General features: G+C 66.7%; 13 protein-coding genes. 12 read left to right on the top strand and 1 reads right to left on the bottom strand.

The window, feature by feature from the left end:
- The first annotated feature begins 1 nt into the window (after nucleotide 1).
- The 11 genes from ASC87_RS06340 to ASC87_RS06290 all read left to right on the top strand — a co-directional run bounded on the left by ASC87_RS06340 (nucleotide 2) and on the right by ASC87_RS06290 (nucleotide 13161).
- The gene (locus tag ASC87_RS06340) at nucleotides 2-931 is read left to right on the top strand and encodes a dihydrodipicolinate synthase family protein (RefSeq protein ID WP_056658397.1); all 930 of its coding nucleotides are present in this window, start codon (nucleotides 2-4) and stop codon (nucleotides 929-931) included.
- 2 nt (nucleotides 932-933) lie between these two features.
- Nucleotides 934-2373 (top strand): aldehyde dehydrogenase family protein, encoded by a 1440-nt coding sequence (locus ASC87_RS06335; protein WP_056658395.1) that lies wholly within the window; start codon nucleotides 934-936, stop codon nucleotides 2371-2373.
- 203 nt (nucleotides 2374-2576) lie between these two features.
- Nucleotides 2577-4166, top strand: a complete 1590-nt coding sequence (locus ASC87_RS06330) for a GMC family oxidoreductase (RefSeq protein WP_056658393.1) — start codon at nucleotides 2577-2579, stop codon at nucleotides 4164-4166.
- Nucleotides 4167-4208: 42 nt separating this feature from the next.
- A complete protein-coding gene (locus ASC87_RS06325; RefSeq protein WP_056658390.1) occupies nucleotides 4209-5711 on the top strand; it encodes an aldehyde dehydrogenase in 1503 nt (500 codons plus the stop codon).
- Between the two features lie 138 nt (nucleotides 5712-5849).
- Nucleotides 5850-6641 (top strand): transporter, encoded by a 792-nt coding sequence (locus ASC87_RS06320; RefSeq protein ID WP_235582076.1) that lies wholly within the window; start codon nucleotides 5850-5852, stop codon nucleotides 6639-6641.
- A gap of 16 nt (nucleotides 6642-6657) precedes the next feature.
- A complete protein-coding gene (locus ASC87_RS06315; RefSeq protein WP_056658386.1) occupies nucleotides 6658-7908 on the top strand; it encodes an ABC transporter substrate-binding protein in 1251 nt (416 codons plus the stop codon).
- Nucleotides 7909-7915: 7 nt separating this feature from the next.
- The gene (locus tag ASC87_RS06310) at nucleotides 7916-8773 is read left to right on the top strand and encodes a branched-chain amino acid ABC transporter permease (protein WP_056658384.1); all 858 of its coding nucleotides are present in this window, start codon (nucleotides 7916-7918) and stop codon (nucleotides 8771-8773) included.
- Between the two features lie 71 nt (nucleotides 8774-8844).
- Nucleotides 8845-9849, top strand: a complete 1005-nt coding sequence (locus ASC87_RS06305) for a branched-chain amino acid ABC transporter permease (protein ID WP_056658381.1) — start codon at nucleotides 8845-8847, stop codon at nucleotides 9847-9849.
- Nucleotides 9846-10550 carry an ABC transporter ATP-binding protein gene (locus ASC87_RS06300; RefSeq protein WP_056658379.1) on the top strand — a complete coding sequence of 235 codons (705 nt, stop codon included), beginning with the start codon at nucleotides 9846-9848 and terminating at the stop codon, nucleotides 10548-10550. The genes ASC87_RS06305 and ASC87_RS06300 overlap by 4 nt, the downstream gene beginning before the upstream one ends.
- Nucleotides 10551-10567: 17 nt before the next feature.
- A complete protein-coding gene (locus ASC87_RS06295; protein WP_056658377.1) occupies nucleotides 10568-11269 on the top strand; it encodes an ABC transporter ATP-binding protein in 702 nt (233 codons plus the stop codon).
- Complete coding sequence (locus tag ASC87_RS06290) at nucleotides 11266-13161, top strand: carboxylesterase/lipase family protein (protein WP_235582075.1); 1896 nt, start codon at nucleotides 11266-11268, stop codon at nucleotides 13159-13161. Before ASC87_RS06295 ends, ASC87_RS06290 begins: the two co-directional genes overlap by 4 nt.
- A 17-nt stretch (nucleotides 13162-13178) precedes the next feature.
- Here ASC87_RS06290 and ASC87_RS06285 read toward each other — a convergent pair whose 3' ends face one another.
- Nucleotides 13179-14189 (bottom strand): AraC family transcriptional regulator, encoded by a 1011-nt coding sequence (locus tag ASC87_RS06285; RefSeq protein ID WP_056658375.1) that lies wholly within the window; start codon nucleotides 14187-14189, stop codon nucleotides 13179-13181.
- 210 nt (nucleotides 14190-14399) lie between these two features.
- Here ASC87_RS06285 and ASC87_RS06280 point away from each other — a divergent pair, with 210 nt between their 5' ends.
- Complete coding sequence (locus tag ASC87_RS06280) at nucleotides 14400-14927, top strand: 2,4'-dihydroxyacetophenone dioxygenase family protein (RefSeq protein WP_056658373.1); 528 nt, start codon at nucleotides 14400-14402, stop codon at nucleotides 14925-14927.
- Nucleotides 14928-14931: the final 4 nt, after the last annotated feature.

Here is a 14931-nt window from a genome sequence, read left to right as displayed (position 1 = left end):
CATGAACCAGCCCAGCTCACCACGCTACAGGGGCGTGTTTCCGGTCGCGCCCACCACCTTCGCCGACACCGGAGCGCTCGACCTCGCGAGCCAGAAGCGCTGCATCGATTTCATGATCGATGCCGGCAGCAACGGCATCTGCATCCTGGCCAACTTTTCCGAGCAGTTCGTGCTGGGCGACGACGAGCGCGAGGTTTTGACCAGGACGATCCTGGAGCACGTGGACGGCCGCGTGCCGGTGATCGTCACGACCACGCACTTCAGCACCGCGGTTTGCGCCGAACGCAGCCGGCGCGCGCAGGCCATGGGCGCGGCAATGCTGATGGTGATGCCGCCGTACCACGGCGCCACGTTCCGCGTGCCAGAGCCGCAGATCCACGAGTTCTACGCGCGCCTGTCCGATGCGGTCGACATTCCCATCATGATCCAGGACGCACCGGCCAGCGGCACCGTGCTGTCGGCGGCCTTCCTCGCGCGCATGGCGCACGAGATCGAGCATGTCGCCTATTTCAAGATCGAGACCGCTGGTGCCGCATCGAAACTTCGCGAGTTGATCCGCATCGGTGGCAGCGCGATCGAGGGGCCGTGGGACGGCGAAGAGGCGATCACGCTGCTGCCCGACCTCGATGCCGGCGCCACCGGCGCGATGACCGGCGGGGCCTATCCCGACGGCATTCGCCTCATCGTCGACGCCTACGCCCGCGGTGACCGTGAGACCGCCGTGGCCGAGTACCAGCGCTGGCTCCCCCTCATCAACCACGAGAACCGCCAGTGCGGACTGCTGGCTGCGAAGGCGCTGATGAAGGAAGGCGGCGTGATCGCCTGCGAGGCGCCGCGCCACCCGCTGCCCGCCCTGCATCCCGACACGCGTGCCGGGCTGATCGAGACGGCACGGCGCCTCGACCCAATGGTGCTTCGCTGGGGCAAATGAACATGACGAGCTTTCACAACCTGGTCCATGGTGAATGGATCGCCGGTACCAGCGAGCTGCCCAACATCAACCCCTCGGACACCAGCGATGTGATCGGCCTGTATGCGCAGGCCGACGCGAGCCAGACCGAAGCGGCCATCGCCGCCGCGCGCACGGCGTTCCCGGCCTGGAGCCGCAGCACGCCGCAGCAGCGCTTCGACCTGCTCGATGCGGTCGGAAGCGAGATCCTCGCCCGCAAGGACGAGATCGGCCGGCTGCTGTCGCGCGAGGAGGGCAAGACGCTGCCCGAAGGCATCGGTGAGACGGTGCGCGCGGCGATGATCTTCAAGTTTTTCGCCGGAGAGGCCTTGCGCTGCGGCGGCGAGGTGGTTCCTTCGGTGCGGCCGGGGGTGGGCGTGGAAGTGTTCCGCCAGCCGCTCGGCGTGGTCGGGCTGATCGCGCCGTGGAACTTCCCGATCGCGATCCCGGCCTGGAAGATCGCGCCGGCCCTCGCGTTCGGCAACTGCGTCGTCTTCAAACCGGCCGAGCTGGTGCCCGGTTGCGGCTGGACGCTGGCCGACATCCTGCACCGCTGCGGCGTGCCCAAGGGCGTGTTCAACCTCGTGATGGGGTCGGGCCAGGTGGTCGGCAGCGGGCTGGTGAATTCGCCGCAGGTGGATGCCATCAGCTTCACCGGCTCGGTGGCCACGGGGCGGCGCATCATTGCGGCCTGCGCCGGGCGAGGTGCCAAGGTGCAGGCCGAGATGGGCGGCAAGAATCCGCTGGTCGTGCTCGACGACGCCGACCTCGGCATCGCGGTCAACGCCGCCGTGCAAAGCGCCTACTTCTCCACCGGCCAGCGCTGCACCGCCTCCAGCCGGATCATCGTGACGGAGAAGATTCACGACCGATTCGTCACCGCGGTCATCGACAAGCTCTCCGGGCTGAAGATCGACCACGCGCTGAAGGCCGGCACCGACATCGGCCCCGTGGTCGACCAGCATCAACTGGCCGGCAACCTGAAGTACATCGGCATCGCCAGGGCCGAAGGCGGCACCGTGGCCTTCGGCGGCGAGCCGCTCCAGCGCGAGAAGCAGGGTTTCTACCAGATGCCCGCCTTGATCACCGAGACGACGCCGGCCATGCGCATCAACCGCGAGGAGGTGTTCGGCCCGATCGCCAGCGTGGTCTGCGCGAAGGACTACGACGAGGCGCTGTTCATCGCCAACGACACCGAATTCGGCCTCGCGTCGGGCATCTGCACCACCTCGCTGAAGCACGCCACGCACTTCAAGCAGCATGCCGAGGCCGGGATGGTGATGGTCAACCTGCCGACCGCCGGCGTGGACTACCACGTGCCCTTCGGCGGCCGCAAAGGCTCGAGCTACGGATCGCGCGAACAAGGCACCTATGCGCGCGAGTTCTACACCACCGTGAAAACGGCCTATACGGCAGCTGGCTGAGTCGCCCGATGGGGTGGGGCGAGCGACAGTCTCGTCCCGGTTAGCTTGAAACGTGCGTCGAAGTCGCCAACGCGCACTTCGGATTGATTTACAGCGCATACCCAACGAAGTTGCTTGGGCTGCGACCGCTTGTTCACGACGATACCTTCCAACGACCCGAACAGCATCTTCTGTGCAGGGTCGATGGACACGGAGACTTCACGTTGGACAAGCAAGTTGTTGACTACATCGTCGTCGGAGCCGGCTCGGCCGGTTGCGTCATTGCACACCGTCTCGTCAAGGCAGGCCACTCGGTACTGTTGCTCGAGGCCGGGCCGACCGATGCGGTGAAGTTCGTCAAGATGCCCGCGACCTTCGTGCGAGTGATCGGCACGGAACGTTCCTGGGTCTACGAAACCACGCCGCAGGCGCATGCCAATGGCCGCAAGATGTACGTGCCGCAAGGCCGCATGAACGGCGGAGGCAGTTCACTCAACGCGATGATCTACATCCGCGGGGCGGCGGCGGACTACGACGCGTGGGCCGAAGCGGGCTGCACGGGCTGGGCGTGGAAAGACGTGCTACCCATGTTCAGGCGCGCCGAGAGCAACATGCGCTTGTCCGGCGAAATGCATGGCACTGATGGGCCGCTGCGGGTCAGTGACACGAAGTTTCGCCATCCGTTGAGCCTGGCCTTCCTCAAGGCGGCCCAGGAAGCGGGGCTGCCATACAACGACGACTTCAACAGCGGTCGCCAGGACGGGGTGGGCTTCTACCAGACCACGACGATCGATGGCATGCGTGGCAGCACGGCGGCGACCTACCTCGCTGCCGTGCAAGGTGACCCGAAGCTCACCGTGGTCAACGGTGCGCACGTGCTCCGCGTGACGATGGCCGGCGGCCAGGCGACCGGTGTGGAGTACCGGCTGGGCGACGGCACGACGAAGCGTGCAACGGCGAACCGCGAGGTCGTTCTCAGCGCGGGCGCCTTGGCCAGCCCCAAGCTGTTGCACGTCTCCGGCATCGGCCCGGCGGAACACCTGCGGCAGATTGGCGTGCCGGTGCAGCACGACCTGCCGGGTGTCGGGGAGAACTTCCAGGACCACCTCGAGGTCATTGTGCACGGCCGCTGCCGGGACCCGATCAGTCTCCTCGGGCAGGACAAGGGCCTCACGGCGCTGAAGCATGGCCTCCAGTGGGAGCTGTTCAAGACCGGGCTGTTGACCTCCAACGTCGTCGAGAGCGGTGGCTTTGTCGACACGACAGGGAGCGGCCGGCCGGACATCCAGTTCCACGTGCTGCCGGTGCTGGTGGGTGACGTGGACCGGCCGATGCCCGAGGTCCATGGCATCTCGATCGACCCGTGTTTCCTGCGGCCGAAGTCAAGGGGCCGCGTGCGAGCGAAGAGTGCCGACGCGATGGCGCAGGCGGAGTTCGATGGCGGATTCCTCAGCGCGCAGGAAGACGTGGACACCCTCGTGCGCGGCTTGAAGCTCGCACGTCGAATTCTCCGCATGCCTTCGTTGAACAAGGTCATTGCAGAAGAGCTCTATCCCGGCCCGGACGAGCACATGCCCGACGCGGAACTCGAGCAATTCGTGCGGCAGTACGCCAAGACCGTGTACCACCCGGTGGGCACCTGCCGCATGGGAACCGACGCGATGGCCGTCGTCGACCCGCAGCTGCGCGTGCATGGTGTCGGCCGGCTGCGCGTGTGCGACGCCTCCGTGATGCCCACGATCTGCAGTGGCAACACCAACGCGCCAACCATCATGATCGCCGAGCGCGGGGCCGAGCTGATGCTCGCACGCTGACGGCGGCGGTCTCCTTCAACGACCCACCACCCACCACGCCCCATGAACACCCAAGACCTTACTCAGCAGGAACTGGCTCGCATCAGCTTCCTGTCGCAGCGCAGCCACGGCAACTTCATCGATGGCGCCCTTTGCGAGGCCCACGCCAGCAAGCGCATCGAGGTGGTCGATCCCGCCTCCGAGATGGTCGTGGCCGAGACGCCCGACAGTGATGAACACGATGTGAACGCTGCCGTGGCAGCCGCGCGCCGCGCGCTGGAAGATTCCGCTTGGTCACGCATGCGGCCGGCCGACCGCGAGCGCATCCTCTTTCGCCTGTCGCAACTGATCGAGGAGCACGGCGACGAGCTCAGCGCGATGGAAACGCTGCAGGGCGGCAAACTGCAGGGCGTGGCGCGCATGATCGACGTCGGCTTCTCCGCCGAGTTCGTGCGCTACATGGCGGGCTGGGCCACCAAGATCGAGGGCAGCACGCTGCAGAACTCGATTCCGTTTCCGCCCGGCGCCCGGTACCACACGTACACGCAGCGCGAGCCCGTCGGTGTCGTGGCGGCGGTCGTGCCGTGGAACTTCCCGCTCGCCATCGCGCTGTGGAAGATCGCGCCGGCGCTGGCCGCTGGCTGCACGGTCGTGGTCAAGCCATCGCCAGAGACGCCGCTGACCGCGCTTCGCCTTGCAGCGCTGGCGATCGAAGCCGGCCTGCCGGCCGGCGTGCTGAATGTCGTGTGCGGCGGCGGCGGCACGGGTGCCGCGCTGTGTGCGCACCCGGGCGTCGACAAGATCAGCTTCACCGGCTCCACGCCCACGGGACGCGCCATCGGTCACGCCGCGGTGGACCACATGACGCGGTTCACGCTGGAACTCGGCGGCAAGTCGCCCATGATCGTTTTGCCCGATGCCGACCCGGCCGCCGCGGCCAGGGGTGCTGCCATGGGCATCTTCTTCAATCAGGGGCAAGTCTGCGCCGCCAGCTCGCTGTTGTACGTGCACCGCAGCTTGTTCGACAAGGTCGTGCACGAAGTGGCGCGGCTTGCCGAGGGCATGCGCATCGGCTCGGGATTCGACCCTGCCTCGGAGCTCGGGCCATTGGTCTCGCGCCGGCATTTCGACCGGGTGATGGGCTTCCTCGAGGGGGCACGCATCGCGGGTGCTACCGCGCTGACTGGCGGGAAGCGCGCACGCGACGCCGGCTGCTTCGTGGAGCCCACCGTGTTGGTCGATGTGAACCCCACGATGCAGATCGTGCGCGACGAAGTGTTCGGCCCGGTGCTCGCGGCGATGCCCTTCGACGACGTCGAGGACGTGATCCGGCAAACGAACGCCTCGCCTTTCGGGCTCACGGCGAGCGTCTGGTCGAACGATTTGTCGGCTGTGCATCGCATCGTGCCGCGGCTGAAGGCCGGCACCGTGTGGGTCAACACCCACAACATGCTCGACGCCAACATGCCGTTCGGCGGCTACAAGCAGAGCGGCATCGGCCGCGATCTGGGCCGCGCAGCCGTCGAGTCCTATACCGAAGTGAAGAGCGTTTGCATGTCGGTCTGACACACCGGCGATTTCTAACTACCTGGAGACAAGATGAGGAATTTGGGAATGCCCGCCGCGGCTGCGGCGATGGCACTGGTCTGTGTCGCACCTGTCGCTCAGGCAGGCGAAGGAGGCGGGTCGAGCTACCCCGGAGGCGTGGAGAACTTTCTGACCGGTGCGGCGCCGCCGCCCGGCTTCTATGTGCTGGAGTACGGCAACATCCATCGCGCCGACAAGCTCAAGGACGGCAGTGGCGACGACGTGCCTCTGCCCGTGTTCAAGGTGGCGGCCAATGTGGTGGCCACGCGCCTGGTGTGGTCCACGCCGACCATGGTGGCCGGCGGCAACCTGATGTACCACGCCATCGTGCCGCTGGTGGACCTGAAGGTCGAGGTGCCGGGCCTGTCGCAGCGCAAGACCGGCCTGGGCGACATCACCTTCGGCCCGGCCCTGGGCTTTCACCACTCGCCCAGCCTGCACAGCGTGCTGGGGTTCGACTTGGTCGCGCCGCTGGGGCGCTACGACCAAAGAGACGTGGCCAACATCGGCCGCAACTACTGGTCGCTCCAGCCGCTGGTCGCGGTCAGCCAGATCGACCCGGCCGGCTTCAATGGCGACTTCAAGCTCACGTTCAACTTCAACCAGCGCAACGGCGACACCGACTACCGGTCCGGCAACGAGGTCTACCTCGACTACGCCGCCGGCTGGGGCCTGGGCAACGGGTGGGTGCTCGGCGCGGGCGGCTTCGCGATGCGCCAACTCTCCAACGACACCAGCGCCGGTGCATCGCTTCCCGACAGCAAGGCGAGCGCGTTCGCGATCGGCCCGACGATGAAGTACGACAACGGCAAGGGCTGGTTCATCACCGCCAAGTGGCAGCGCGAGATGTCAGTGCGCAATCGGCCCGAAGGCAGTGCGCTGTGGATCAAGACGATCCTGCCCTTCTGAACCCTGGAGACGAATCATGAAGTTCCCATTGAATCGCATCCTCGCCATCACCGCGTTGCTCGCCACGAGCGCCGCGATGGCCCAAGGCAAGCCTGTCTGCGGGCTCAACAACGGCAAGGCCGCGAGCGGTGAACCGATCGCACTCGGCGCCGTCGTGGGCAAGACCGGGCCCGACGACTTCAGCGCTTCGGCGCTGGCCTCGCAAGCCTATTTCAAGTGCGTCAATGCCAATGGCGGCATCAACGGCCGGCCGGTCGAACTGACGATCGTCGACGACCAGTGGAATCCGGAGGTCGCCGCCCAGGCCGCCGCCAAACTGGTGAAGGACCGCAAGGTGCTCGCGATGGTGGGCAGCTCGAGCTTCGTCGAGTGCGGCGTCAACGCCAAGTTGTACGCACAGGAAAACGTGATGGTCATCGCCGGCGTTGGCGTGCCGCGCGAGTGCTTCTTCGCAAAGAACTACGTGCCGGTGAACGCCGGCCCGCGTGTCTCGGCCACGGTTGTTGCGATGTATGCCGCGCAACAGTACAAGGCCAGGAAGATGGTCTGTGTGATCCCCAACATCCCGAGCCTGGGCAACTGGGCCTGTGATGGTGCGAAGGACTGGGGCAAGGCCAACGGCGTGGAGGTGGACGTGATCGCCATCGATCCGGGTTCGCCTGACGCCACCTCCACGATGCTGCAGGCGGCCGCGAAGAAGCCGGACGCGATCATCCTGAACGTGCCCAAGGGCATCCTGGTGCCGATGCTCGCTGCTGCCGAACAGCAGGGCCTGGCGAAGAAGATGCACTTCGTCTCCAGCACGCCGGCCTACAACTTCGACGTGCCCAAGACCATCGGTTCGGCCTGGAACGGCAACTTCGACATCCACCTGGAGTTCATGCCGGTGGAGTCGGCCGGCGTGGACAACCTGAACTGGAAGGCGACGATGGAAGCCTACGGCGCCAAGAGCGATCCGCGCGATTCGTTCGCGCAGGCGGGCTACCTGGCGGCACGCATCGCGACCGAAGCACTGCTGAAGATGGACCCGAAGAAGATCGACCGCGCCAGCGTCAGCACCGCGCTGCGCAACGTCAAGGGCTTCAAGAGCGACATCCTGTGCCGGCCGTTCTACGTGGGCGACGGCGCGCGCCACAACGCCAACAGCAGCGGCCCGATCTCGCAGGTCAGCGGCAATGGCTTCAAGCAGGTCAGCAATGGCTGCCTGACGGCCGCTGATCCCGAACTGAACGACCTGCGCGAGCAGGAAAAGAAGCTCGGGCTGTGAGGCTGCGATGCCCGATCTGTTGCCATTCCTGATCTCCGGTCTCGGCGTTGGCGCGGTCTATGCGCTGTCGGGCGTCGGGCTGGTCGTGCTGTACCGCTCGTCGGGGGTGCTGAACTTTGCGTTCGGCGCCCTCGGCGCGGTGGCGGCCTACGTGGCCTGGTCGGCGTTGGACCACGACTGGCCGCTGGCGTTGGCTGCACTGGCCGCGGTGGCCACCTCGGTTGCCATCTCGTTGATTTATGGCCGCCTGCTCGCGCCGCGCCTGGCCGAACGCGAACCCACGGTGCGCTCGATCGGCACCTTGGGCCTGGCGCTCGTCGTGCTCGGCTTCACCGAATGGTTCTGGGGCGAGCAGCCGCGCCGGCTCGTGCTGCCCACCGATGCGGGGGCGCTCGAGTTCGCCGATGTGCGGCTCACCTATACCCGTGTTCTCGGCCTGGCTGCCGCGGTGTCGATGATGACCGCGGTGGGCCTGCTGCTGGCCCGCACGCGCATCGGCCTGGCGATGCGGGCGTTGGCCGATCAGCGCGGCCTGAGTTCCATCCTGGGCATCCGCGTGCTCCAGGTGGATACCGCGGCCTGGGTCATCTCGGGTGCCTTCGCTGGCGTGTGCGGACTCCTGCTGGCCAACATCGTGCGCCTGCAAGCGACGGTGCTGACCTTCCTCGTCATTCCGGCTTTCGCTGCGGCGATCATCGGCCGCTTGTCGTCGCTTCCAGTCACCGTCGCGGCCGGGCTGGTGATCGGCATGCTCGAGGCGGTCGCCGTGCTGGTGCCGGGCTTCTCGGCATTTCGCACGTCCACCCCTTTCATCATTGCGCTGCTGGCCATCGTGCTGTGGCGCGACGCCTCCCGCAAAGCATGAGCTCCGTCCTGCCGCCCGAAGGGGCACATTCCCGCGTGGCGGGACCCACCGACAGGCCGAAGGGTCCCCCGATGACGCCCGACGCCATCCGACGCGAGCGGCGTGCCGCGCGCATGGCCCTGCTGCGAATGGTGCTGGTCGTACTGGCCATCGGCGCGCTGGTGCCCTGGCTGGCCAACGCCTACTGGATCAAGACCTTGACTTCCTCGCTGGCGCTCGCCATCGCGGCCGCTGGCGTGGCGCTGCTGTACGGCCAGCTGGGTTTGGTGAGCCTGTGCCAGTACGCCTTGCTTGGCGTCGGGGGGTGGGTCGCGTTGCGCGTGGGCCATGGGCTGCACTGGCCGTTCGAGGCCTGTGTGTGCGCCGGTGGGCTGGCTGCGGGTGTGGTGGGCATGCTGGCCGGGCTGCCGGCGTTGCGCTTGAAGGGGCTGTACCTGGCCCTGGTGACACTGATGTTGGCAGGTGGCTTCCAGGTCGTGATCAGCGCGACGGGCTTTCCCGATGGCGGCGCGGGCTTTCTCGGGCGCATCAGTGGCAGCGAGCGGTTGATGTTGCCGCGTCCTGCCATCGCGCAGGGCGAGGGCGCGTACTTCGCCTACGTGGCCGCGTGGCTCGCCGCCATGCTGGCGTTGCTGGAACTGCACCGGCGTACGCGGGCTGGCCGATCGTGGGCGTTGATTCGCCGCGGCGAGGCGGTGGCCGAAGGCGCGGGGGTCAACGTGCTGCTGTACCAGACCTGGGCCTTCGGCCTCGCTGGCGTGTGCGCGGGCGTTGCGGGCGCCTTGCTGGCCGGTGCCGTGGGCCAGCTCGATGGCCGCGCGTTCGCCGCCAGTGAGTCGGTGATGTTGTTCGCGCTGTCGCTGATCGGGGGCGCCTACCACTGGGGTGGCGCGCTCGTCGCCGGCCTCCTGTTGCGCGCGGTGCCCTCGCTGCTGGTCGACCTGGGTGTCAACGGGTACCTGGCCATGGTGTTCTTCGGTGCCGCGCTGCTGCATGCGCTGATCACGGCGCCGCGCGGACTGGCCGGCCAGTGGCTCGCCGCTGTGCAGCGCCGGATGACAAAGGGGCGGACATGATCGAGATCCGTGGCCTCACCGTGGCCTTTGGTGCCGTCGTTGCGATCGATGCGCTCGATGCGGTGCTCGACGCCCCGGTGTGTGGCCTGATCGGCCCGAACGGCGCGGGCAAGACCACCCTCGTCAACTTGCTCAGCGGCTTCGTGCAGGCCCGCGCGGGCGAGGTGCACGTGGGCAGCGCGGCCTTGCTCCGCATGGACACCGCGCGCCGCGTGCGCTTCGGCCTGCGCCGCTCGTTCCAGACCGAGCAGGTGGTGGAGGACCTGAGCGTCTGGGGCAACGTGCAATCCATGCTCGACCACGTGCCGCATCCCCGCGACCAGGCCGACGTCCAGGTGCACCGGGCGCTCGAGCACGCCGGGCTGCTCGATTGCGCCGCGGTGCCGGGTGCCGAGCTCGACCTGTTCCGGCGCCGCATGGTCGAAGTGGCCAAGGCATTGGTGGGCGTGCCGCGCCTGATCCTGTTCGACGAGCCGGGCGCAGGGCTCGACGAACGCGAGTCGCGCGTGCTGCGCGAGGCCATCGCAGCGATTCCCGATGCTTTCGGCGCCCAGGTGCTGCTGATCGATCACGACGTCGACCTGATTGCCGCCATCTGTACCCAGACGCTGGTGCTGGACTTCGGTCGCCGGCTTGCGCTGGGCACCACGCGCGCGGTGCTCGACGACCCGGCCGTTCGCCAGGCTTACCTCGGCGCTTGACCCTACACGGACGCAGCATGCTTGAAGTTCGCCAACTCAGTGTTTCGCGCGGCGGCAAGGCCGTCGTTCACGGCTTCGACCTCGACGTCGCGGCCGGAGAGATCGTCGCGCTGCTCGGCCCGAACGGTGCCGGCAAGTCGAGCATCGTGCTCGCGCTGGCCGGAGCCATTGCGCGCGGGCAGGGCCGCGTGAGCGTCAACGGCGTCGCGCTCGAGGGCCTCGCGCCTGACGCGGTACGGCGCGCCGGTTTGGCCATCGTGCCCGAGGGCCACCACCTGCTCGGCAGCTTGTCGGTGCACGACAACCTGCGGGCCGCCGCGATGGTCCTGCCCGGCGCCGAGGTCGAGCCGGCCATCGCGCGTGTGCTGAAGACCTTTCCGGAACTCGAAGCCAAGCTCGCGCAATCAGGGCGCTCGTTGTCCGGCGGACAAAAGCAGATGGTCTGCATGGCACAGGCTCTGCTCGCGCGACCCAAGGTGTTGGTGGTAGACGAGTTGTCGCTCGGCCTCGCTCCGCTGGTCGTGCGGCGCCTCGCCGAAGTCTTGCGGCAGGTGGCCGCCGATGGGGTCGGCGTGCTGTTGATCGAGCAGTTCACCACGCTCGCGCTGACGCTCGCGAGCCGTGCGTGTGTGCTGCAGCGGGGCCGGACGGCGTGGTCGGGCGCGGCGCAGACGCTGCGTGACCAGCCGGAAATCCTGCACGGCAGCTACCTTGCATGAAGAAGCGGACGGTCGCCGATCGCGGTGCTGACGGAAGTGAGCGTCCCCGGCACTGCGCCGATGGGATGCCGAACACAACAATGGAAGTACACGTGATGCACAAATCGATCCGTACGCCGCACGCTGATACCCGTCGCCGCGCGGCCGGCGGGGAATTGATCGGCTCGCAAGAAGCCAACGGCACACATGCCTGGCGTGGCATCCGCTACGCACAGGCGCCCACGGGTCCGCTGCGCTGGCGTGCACCGCAGCCGGCATCAGCGTGGGACGGCGTGTTCCACGCACTGGCGCATGGGCCGATGGCTCCGCAGTACGCGGGCTTGCTCGCGCCGGTGCCGGCCAAGCTGTACGGCCGCATCGTGGGCGACGAGGACTGCCTTTCGCTGAATATCTTCGCGCCCGCCTGGGCATCGGACGCCGTGCCCGCAGGCGTCCAGCGCCGGCCGGTGATGGTGTGGATCCACGGTGGAGGCAACGCAGTGGGCACTGCCGCCAGCTACGACGCCGCACGCAACTACGCAGCGCACGACGGCATGGTCGTCGTCACCGTCAACTACCGGCTCGGGGTGCTCGGCTGGTTCCGTCATCCCGCGCTGCACGAGGCGGACTCGGGCACGGCCGAAGAGCGCTCGGGCAACTTCGGCACGCTGGACCTGATCGCCGCCCTCCGTTGGGTGCGCGACAACATTGCCGCCTTCGGCGGCGACCCGGGCTGCGTCACGATCTTCGGCGAATCGGCCGGCGGCCAGAACGTGCTGACGCTGCTGGCCAGCCCGCTGGCCGCTGGACTCTTCCAGCGCGCCATCGCACAGTCGCCCGTGGCCGAAACATTCAGTGTTCACGAGGCCACCGAGCGCAATGACTTGCCGCTGGAAAGCCAACGTACCAGCGCCCGCGAAGTGGTCGCCCGGCTGTGGACAGCGGCCGGCAAGGCGCCGGATGTGGATGCCGCCGATCAGGCACTGCATGCCACGCCAGCAACCGACCTGGCGACCTGGCTGCGCTCACTCAAGCCCGAAGAACTGTTGAGCGTCTTCAAGCCAGGGAGCGTCGGCATCTGCTTGAGCCCACGTCCCGTGCGCGACGGTGTCGTGCTGCCGCTCGACCCACTGCCCGAGGTCTTCCGCCATGGCGCATGGAACCGCGTGCCGGTGATCATCGGCAGCAACCGCGACGAGTACCGCACCTTCCTGGCGGACAAACCAGAGCACGTGCGGCTGCTGTTCGGCAAACTGCCTTTGCTGCGCGATCGCGCCGAGTACATCACCGAATCGAATTTCTACTCACAGGCCTGGCGCTCGCTGCATGTCGAAGAACCTGCGGATGCGATGCTGGCCGGTGGCCACGCCGACGTGTGGACCTACCGCTTCGACTGGGATGAAGCACCTGCCGTTCCGTTCGTGCGGCCCGACATTCTGCTTGGCGCGGCGCACGGCATGGAGATGGCGTTCGCCTTCCGTGACACAGCGGGCGAGCTGGACATCTTCGGCATCAATACCTCATCCAATCGAGCCGGGCGGCGCGCCGTGGCGCAGGCCATGGGTGACGCGTGGACGAGCTTTGCGCGCGTGGGCGTGCCTCGGCTGTCCGGCGATGCGCAATGGCAGCGGCGTACCCATGGCATGGCGGCCGAGACGCTGTTGATCGACAGTCCGGCCGGAGGCGGTCTGCGCATGGCTGGTGTGCGCCAGGACATCGCGTCGCTCAAGGCGTCGCTTCGGCTGTCGCCGCAAGTCAGTTCCGGCGAATCACGCTGCCGCATCTATGCCCGCGTCTTCCTGTGGTCACCACTGTTCGCGGGCCTCGGCAGTGAACAGGAGTACGCCGAGCTGGGCCGTGAGTTCGGGTGCGCGCAACCGGCATCGGTGTTCCGGCAGCTGACGGAGGTCTGAAGGACCGGCGCGCCGCGTCAGGTCCGATCGGATGGGCCGGCACCGACTGAAGCCTGTCGATGTTGCGTCGGTGTGGAACCGTAGCGCTGCTTGAACTCGCGTGCGAAGTGAGCTTGCGTAGAGAAGCCACAACCCAACGCGATGTCACCGATGGAGCGGGCGGAATGGCCCAGCTCGGCGAGCTGCCGATGCGCCAACACGAGGCGTTCTTGCCAGATCCACTGCGTGACACTGCATTCGTGCCTTTCGAACACGCGGTTCAAGTTGCGCAGCGACATGGCCATGTGGTTTGCGACGGCCTCAGCGTCGAGATCGCGTTCAGCAAGATGTTCAGCGATGAAACGCTCAGCCCTCAGGAGGCGCAGGGCCATGACGTCGTCGCCTCGGGGCGTACCATGCCCCCTCGGTTCCAGGAGCAGCCGCAACCTCGCCCGCACCTCGCGATGCACGGCCGGTGCCAACACGGACAGCGGGTCGTCCATGAAACCCAGGATCCCGTCCCTCAGCGGCTGGATCAGCAATTGCCCCGCGCGAAGGCTGCCATCGATCTTGAGCATCGATGCTTGGGAAATCTCGTCGCCGGAATCAAGCACTTCGTCTGCCTTGATGTCGATCATCAACTGACGCATCGGCCGTGTGAACCCGTAGAGATACGGCTTCTCCGTGCTGTAGATGATGAGATCGCCGCTGTGAACGAGGGTGCAGTGGCCGGATTGGTAAAAGAAGGCCTCGCCCTCCAACAGCATGCAGGCAAACAGCGAATGTTTCGGGTGGCGGCGCACGATGGGCATCGTGCGTTCCACAACGTGTTCGTTCCCGACAATGTCGGCAATGCGAAGTGCGCCGAGGTCGAAGTTCCGCTGCCGTGCATGGAGCCCTTCCTCGGCGTACGTAGAACAGCGAAGACCGATCAACGCCGACGTGGTGTACGACTCCCAATAGCGCAAGCGTTCCCGCGCCGGTGCGAGCTCCGTCGCCCCTTCCTTCAAGGGGACAAAGCGGCGTTCTTCAGTGACGAGGGATTGCATAGGGCTGGCAAGAAGCCGACCGCGGCAACCGGTCAGTGCATCTCATGCTAACAGTCGGTCGGCAGCGGCAAGCAGGGTGCTCATCAGGGCAATCCCTGAGGCTCTGCTGCGTTGTCCATGTGACGCAAACAACTCGTCGCGCCTGGAACAGCAGCCGCGTTCAGTTGAAGACAAAGTCGCCCTACTCACACCGCTTGCAGGGGGGCAACGATGACTGTCGAATCCGAATTCTGGCGAAACATTCCGCCAATCGCTGATGTGTTCAAGCCAGACGCCAAGCCAGAGGTGCACATCGCGAATGCAGCGACGGACGACTTGCGCTATTACGTGCCCCTCAGCGAAACCGTCTTCTCGCGGCCGTTGTGGATATCTCCCAGCGAGAACAGATGGGCAGATGTGCTGCGCGCCGACAAGCCGGGGCTCGTCAACCGCCACTACCACCCCCATGAGGTCTTCGCGTTCACGATTTCTGGCAAGTGGGGCTATCTCGAGCATGACTGGATCGCAACGGCCGGAAGCTTCGTGTACGAAACGCCCGGTGAGGGTCACACGCTGGTCTCCTATGAGCACCCCGATCCGATGCGCGTTTTCTTCATCGTCAAGGGGCCCCTGATCTGGCTCGACGAGAAGGGCGTCTCCACTGGGCACTTCGACGTGCATGACTACATTCAGCTGTGCCGCGAGCACTATGAGAAGGTCGGCATCGGCGCAGCTCATGTAGACACACTGTTCCGGTGACCGC

This window comes from Rhizobacter sp. Root1221, from assembly GCF_001425785.1.
GTDB lineage: Bacteria > Pseudomonadota > Gammaproteobacteria > Burkholderiales > Burkholderiaceae_C > Rhizobacter.
Note: the sequence above shows the minus strand (reverse complement) of the source record. Positions and strands in the feature narration are given on the sequence as shown.